Source organism: Pedobacter sp. 05T44 (genome assembly GCF_056395985.1).
This window is the reverse complement of record NZ_JBFTKO010000037.1, coordinates 1-6,685: the sequence shown is the minus strand read 5'-3', so window position 1 is coordinate 6,685 and position 6,685 is coordinate 1. Positions and strand designations below refer to the sequence as shown.

Below are 6,685 nucleotides of genomic sequence, written 5' to 3'. Positions count from 1 at the left end.
CACCAGAGCCGATGGTACTGCGGTAACACGTGGGAGAGTAGGTCGGTGCCAAATCTTAATCAAAACCCTGTAGCTAAACGCTGCAGGGTTTTATTTTAACCATAACAAAGAACTCTATTAAAAGATATTTAAAATATTTAGGTGCCTATATCGGTGGTGTCTACCTCTTCCCATTCCGAACAGAGAAGTCAAGCCCACCAGAGCCGATGGTACTGCGGTAACACGTGGGAGAGTAGGTCGGTGCCAAATCTTAATGAAGCCTGTAGTTAATCACTACAGGCTTTTCTTGTTTGTAGCATTTTGAACCAGGCTTTTATATATTTGTTTAAATCAGATTTAGGGGATGAGCTCAAATGACATTTATATTTTTAAGTCGGAAAGATTAGGTTTTAGAGATTGGCTTGAAAGTGATATAGATAAACTGGCAAGTATAAATACAGATCCAGATGTAATGAAGTTTTTTCCGGGTATCCAATCTATGGAGCGAACCCGGCAGTTTGTAAGAAGAATGCAGGATTTGTTACGAGAAAGGGGTTTTTGCTACTTTGCAGTAGAAGAATTAGATACAAGGGAATTTATAGGGTTTATAGGATTATCTATTCAAAGCTTTGAATCTGATTTTACACCCTGCGTTGATATAGGATGGCGCTTAGATACAAAGAAATGGTATAAAGGCTTTGCTACTGAAGGTGCAAGGAGATGTATAGCTTATGCTTTTAAAGATTTAAAACTAAAATCAATAAATGCAATAGCTCCTAAAGTTAATGCGCCATCTGTAAACGTAATGCAGAAGATCGGGATGAAAGAAATAAAGATTTTTAATCATCCTTTACTTGAATCTAATGAAACGCTTAGAGAATGCGTACTATATGAGATAGTAGATAACCAGTAAAATGTTATCTTCTGGTAGAATTAATGAATTTCTAAACGATACGTATTGATCTTTTAAGCCCTCTCTGTTAATTTTTCTGGTTGTGGTTTAGCGAGTTAGGGATAWTTTGTAAGAAATAGTGTATAAATGTTTGCGTGGTGGCTGAATTTTCCTACTTTTGCATCCCGCTTCGGAGGAAGGGAAACAGTGAAAAAGGAAKGTGAAAAAGAGTTTCAAAAAAGATTTGCAAAACAGAAAAAGATTTCTACCTTTGCAGTCCCAAACAAAACGGGAGTTRCCAAACGGAGTTTGTTAACAGAATAAAAAAAGATTGAAATAAAGGAATGGTTAAACAGAAAGCGGGGAGCAATACGACCCTGCAGAAACACAGAYCAKGAYTTTAAAGATATAAGAAGGGGATCCGTGAGGTGACCCGCGAAGTTCATTAAAGAGATGTCATTTATCAACGTAGCGAGGTAAGAAAGTACAGATTCAAAGTACATGAAACCTGCGCTATTATTTTCGAGTCAAGTTCTGACAGACAATACAAAAAAAGAATACAGACTATTATTAACAAGTTAAGAATGGTCAGYGATTCAAACTAACATTTTACAATGGAGAGTTTGATCCTGGCTCAGGATGAACGCTAGCGGCAGGCCTAATACATGCAAGTCGAACGAGATTAAGGGGCTTGCTCCTTATGAAAGTGGCGCACGGGTGCGTAACGCGTATGCAACCTACCTCAATCAGGGGGATAGCCCGAAGAAATTCGGATTAACACCGCATAAAAACACAGGATAGCATTATCTAATGTTCAAATATTTATAGGATTGAGATGGGCATGCGTGTCATTAGCTAGTTGGCGGGGTAACGGCCCACCAAGGCGACGATGACTAGGGGATCTGAGAGGATGACCCCCCACACTGGTACTGAGACACGGACCAGACTCCTACGGGAGGCAGCAGTAAGGAATATTGGTCAATGGAGGCAACTCTGAACCAGCCATGCCGCGTGCAGGAAGACAGCCCTCTGGGTCGTAAACTGCTTTTATTCGGGAATAAACCTTATTACGTGTAATAAGCTGAATGTACCGAAGGAATAAGGATCGGCTAACTCCGTGCCAGCAGCCGCGGTAATACGGAGGATCCAAGCGTTATCCGGATTTATTGGGTTTAAAGGGTGCGTAGGCGGCTTATTAAGTCAGGGGTGAAAGACGGTGGCTCAACCATCGCAGTGCCTTTGATACTGATGAGCTTGAATGAACTAGAGGTAGGCGGAATGTGACAAGTAGCGGTGAAATGCATAGATATGTCACAGAACACCGATTGCGAAGGCAGCTTACTATGGTTTTATTGACGCTGAGGCACGAAAGCGTGGGGATCAAACAGGATTAGATACCCTGGTAGTCCACGCCCTAAACGATGAATACTCGCTGTTAGCGATATACAGTTAGCGGCTAAGCGAAAGCGTTAAGTATTCCACCTGGGGAGTACGCCCGCAAGGGTGAAACTCAAAGGAATTGACGGGGGCCCGCACAAGCGGAGGAGCATGTGGTTTAATTCGATGATACGCGAGGAACCTTACCCGGGCTTGAAAGTTAGTGAATTATCTAGAGATAGATAAGTGAGCAATCACACGAAACTAGGTGCTGCATGGCTGTCGTCAGCTCGTGCCGTGAGGTGTTGGGTTAAGTCCCGCAACGAGCGCAACCCCTATGTTTAGTTGCCAGCACGTTAAGGTGGGGACTCTAAACAGACTGCCTGTGCAAACAGAGAGGAAGGAGGGGACGACGTCAAGTCATCATGGCCCTTACGTCCGGGGCTACACACGTGCTACAATGGATGGTACAGAGGGCAGCAAGCTGGCAACAGCAAGCAAATCTCAAAAAGCCATTCACAGTTCGGATAGAGGTCTGCAACTCGACCTCTTGAAGTTGGATTCGCTAGTAATCGCGTATCAGCAATGACGCGGTGAATACGTTCCCGGGCCTTGTACACACCGCCCGTCAAGCCATGGAAGTTGGGGGTACCTAAAGTATGTAACCGYAAGGAGCGTCCTAGGGTAAAACCGATAACTGGGGCTAAGTCGTAACAAGGTAGCCGTACCGGAAGGTGCGGCTGGAATACCTCCTTTCTGGAGTAGACTAGACTACTCGCTACGTAAATGATATAATGACAAAAGATCTCAAAAAAGAAAACCCATAGGATGAAGCGAAAGTAAAGTGCTCCATACTGTAAGCAGGKGATATGAGTTAAGCATAGGATTTGTGAAATGAGAAATCAGCACTCATAAAGCCATGCGAAATGAATAGAGTCCCGTAGCTCAGTTTGGTTAGAGCACTACACTGATAATGTAGGGGTCAGCAGTTCAAATCTGCTCGGGACTACATAAGATTGAATCTTAAGGGGGATTAGCTCAGCTGGCTAGAGCGCCTGCCTTGCACGCAGGAGGTCAACGGTTCGACTCCGTTATTCTCCACCATCACCGGTRCCTGTTATAAAAGGTACAGAAATAGGAAGTAGGAATACTTTCCGGGATAGAAAAGTTCTTTGACATATTGGAAGAAGTTAAAAAAGAAGAGCAAACAACAATAGAGACGTTGTTTGATCTGAGGAATGCCAAAAGCAAGCAATTGCATGGGGTATACTGAAGAGAAGACGACAATCAAAAAAAGCATTTCCATAGGCGCAAAAGGCTATGGAGAGAAGAAAGTAAATAAGAGCACACAGGGGATGCCTTGGCTCTCAGAGGCGATGAAGGACGTGATAAGCTGCGATAAGCACTGGGGATTAGCAAATATGAATTGATCCGGTGATTTCCGAATGGGGAAACCTGGCTGGTTGAAGACCAGTCGTATATATACGCAAACCTGCCGAACTGAAACATCTAAGTAAGCAGAGGAAGAGAAAATAATAATGATTTCCTAAGTAGTGGCGAGCGAACGGGAAAGAGCCCAAACCAGCTATGTTACGGCATAACTGGGGTTGTAGGACTACGATATGATTATAATGCAATGAAGTGGAACAGGATGGGAAGCCTGGCAATATAGAGTGAGAGCCTCGTACACGTAAGTACCATTAGTCTAGTAGTATCCTGAGTACCGCGAGGTCGGAGACGCCTTGTGGGAATCTGCCGGCACCATCCGGTAAGGCTAAATACTCCTGAGAGACCGATAGTGAACCAGTACCGTGAGGGAAAGGTGAAAAGAACCCCGAACAGGGGAGTGAAATAGAACCTGAAACTGTGTGCTTACAAGCGGTCGGAGCGTCCAGGTGGCGTGACGGCGTGCCTTTTGCATAATGAGCCTACGAGTTACTCTTCTCTGGCAAGGTTAAGTGTTTAAGACACGGATCCGAAGCGAAAGCGAGTCTGAATAGGGCGTATAGTCAGGGGAGGTAGACGCGAAACCTTGTGATCTACCCATGGACAGGTTGAAGGTGCGGTAACACGTACTGGAGGACCGAACCGATAAACGTTGAAAAGTTTCCGGATGATCTGTGGGTAGGGGTGAAAGGCTAATCAAACTGGGAAATAGCTCGTACTCCCCGAAATGTTTTTAGGAACAGCGTCGTGGTWRAGTTAAATAGAGGTAGAGCTACTGATTGGGTGCGGGGGAGTCAAATCCTACCAAATCCAGACAAACTCCGAATGCTATTTAATATACACGGCAGTGAGGCGCGGGGTGCTAAGGTCACGCGCCGAGAGGGAAAGAACCCAGACCATCAGCTAAGGTCCCCAAGTTACAGTTAAGTTGAACTAACGAGGTCCGATTGCATAGACAGCTAGGATGTTGGCTTGGAAGCAGCCATTCATTTAAAGAGTGCGTAACAGCTCACTAGTCGAGCGATCGGGCATGGATAATAAACGGGCATTAAACAGTACACCGAAGCTATGGGTAATATTAATATTACGGTAGGGGAGCATTCCAGCGGCAGCGAAGCTATGACGTAAGTTGTGGTGGAGCTTCTGGAAAAGCAAATGTAGGCATAAGTAACGATAAGGCGGGCGAGAAACCCGCCCACCGAAAGGATAAGGTTTCCTGATCAACGCTAATCGGATCAGGGTTAGTCGGGGCCTAAGGAGAACCCGAAAGGGATATTCGATGGACAACGGATTAATATTTCCGTACTTTTTATAACTGCGATGTGGGGACGGAGTAGTGACACTGCCGCGATCTGACGGAATAGATCGTTGAAGGCTGTAGGTATTGGACYGGTAGGCAAATCCGCCGGTCTAGCTGAASGCTGATAGTACCGCAAACCTTCGGGGGCGTGGATAGTGCAGGTAATCAGACTTCCAAGAAAAACCGCTAAGCTTCAGGTTATAAAAACCCGTACCGCAAACCGACACAGGTATCCGGGAAGAGAATTCTAAGGTGCTCGAGTGAATCATGGCTAAGGAACTCGGCAAAATGGCCCTGTAACTTCGGGAGAAGGGGCGCTGGTAGCAATATCAGCCGCAGTGAAAAGGCCCAGGCGACTGTTTAACAAAAACACATGGCTTTGCAAAATCGAAAGATGAAGTATAAGGCCTGACACCTGCCCGGTGCTGGAAGGTTAAGAGGGGATGTCATCCKYAMGGAGAAGCATTGAATCGAAGCCCCAGTAAACGGCGGCCGTAACTATAACGGTCCTAAGGTAGCGAAATTCCTTGTCGGGTAAGTTCCGACCTGCACGAATGGTGTAACGATCTGGGCGCTGTCTCAGCCATGAGCTCGGTGAAATTGTGGTCCCGGTGAAGACGCCGGGTACCCGCAACGGGACGGAAAGACCCCATGCACCTTCACTACAATTTAACATTGACATTGGATACAGGATGTGTAGGATAGGTGGGAGACTATGAAGCGGCGTCGCCAGGCGTCGTGGAGTCAACGTTGAAATACCACCCTTTCTGTATTCGGTGTCTAACTCTGCCACGTGGAGGACATTGTTTGATGGGTAGTTTGACTGGGGTGGTCGCCTCCAAAAAGGTAACGGAGGCTTTCAAAGGTAAGCTCAATACGCTTGGTAACCGTATGAGGAGTGCAATAGCATAAGCTTGCTTGACTGTGAGACATACAAGTCGATCAGGGTCGAAAGACGGATATAGTGATCCGGTGGTTCTGCATGGAAGGGCCATCGCTCAAAGGATAAAAGGTACGCTGGGGATAACAGGCTGATCTCCCCCAAGAGCTCATATCGACGGGGAGGTTTGGCACCTCGATGTCGGCTCGTCACATCCTGGGGCTGGAGAAGGTCCCAAGGGTTCGGCTGTTCGCCGATTAAAGTGGCACGCGAGCTGGGTTCAGAACGTCGCGAGACAGTTCGGTCCCTATCTGTTGTGGGCGTTGGAATTTTGAGTGGGGCTGACCTTAGTACGAGAGGACCGGGTTGGACTAGCCTCTAGTGAATCTGTTGTTCCGCCAGGGGCATTGCAGAGTAGCTACGCTGGGAATAGATAAGCGCTGAAAGCATCTAAGTGCGAAACTAGCCACGAGATGAGAATTCCATATAGGACCGTAGCAGACTACTACGTTGATAGGTTACAGATGTAAAGATGGTGACATCAAAGTCGAGTAATACTAATAATCCGAAGCTTTCAAGAGCAGTAAACTGTTGTTTGTTCTTCAAAACTTAACTTCTTTCAATAATATGTCATCGTTATGGCGTATGGAGCTGAATAAAATAGGAAACATACAAGATAACTTTAAAAATATTTAGGTGCCTATATCGGTGGTGTCCACCTCTTCCCATTCCGAACAGAGAAGTTAAGCCCACCAGAGCCGATGGTACTGCGGTAACACGTGGGAGAGTAGGTCGGTGCCAAATCTTAAAA

Annotated in this window: 1 protein-coding gene, 2 tRNA genes and 4 rRNA genes; all 7 read left to right on the top strand. The window is 46.0% G+C overall.

What is annotated here, in order from left to right:
* Positions 1-137 precede the first annotated feature (137 nt).
* The 7 genes from rrf (AC1DDK_RS26075) to rrf (AC1DDK_RS26045) all read left to right on the top strand — a co-directional run bounded on the left by rrf (AC1DDK_RS26075) (position 138) and on the right by rrf (AC1DDK_RS26045) (position 6,678).
* Positions 138-249, top strand: a 5S ribosomal RNA gene (gene rrf / locus AC1DDK_RS26075).
* A 94-nt stretch (positions 250-343) separates the two neighbouring features.
* Positions 344-892 carry a GNAT family N-acetyltransferase gene (locus AC1DDK_RS26070; protein ID WP_172660334.1) on the top strand — a complete coding sequence of 183 codons (549 nt, stop codon included), beginning with the start codon at positions 344-346 and terminating at the stop codon, positions 890-892.
* Between the two features lie 590 nt (positions 893-1,482).
* Positions 1,483-3,004: ribosomal RNA gene (locus tag AC1DDK_RS26065) — 16S ribosomal RNA — on the top strand.
* 178 nt (positions 3,005-3,182) lie between these two features.
* A tRNA-Ile gene (locus AC1DDK_RS26060) sits at positions 3,183-3,257 on the top strand.
* 18 nt (positions 3,258-3,275) lie between these two features.
* A tRNA-Ala gene (locus tag AC1DDK_RS26055) sits at positions 3,276-3,352 on the top strand.
* A 224-nt stretch (positions 3,353-3,576) separates the two neighbouring features.
* A 23S ribosomal RNA gene (locus AC1DDK_RS26050) occupies positions 3,577-6,454 on the top strand.
* Positions 6,455-6,566: 112 nt separating this feature from the next.
* Positions 6,567-6,678 (top strand): 5S ribosomal RNA (rrf, locus tag AC1DDK_RS26045).
* The 16S, 23S and 5S rRNA genes sit together here with 2 tRNA genes alongside, the layout of an rRNA operon.
* Positions 6,679-6,685 lie beyond the last annotated feature (7 nt).

What these genes read in the sequence shown, in the direction of transcription:
- AC1DDK_RS26070 (WP_172660334.1), top strand. Translation starts at nt 344, where the DNA reads ATGAGCTCAAATGACATTTATATTTTTAAGTCGGAAAGATTAGGTTTT.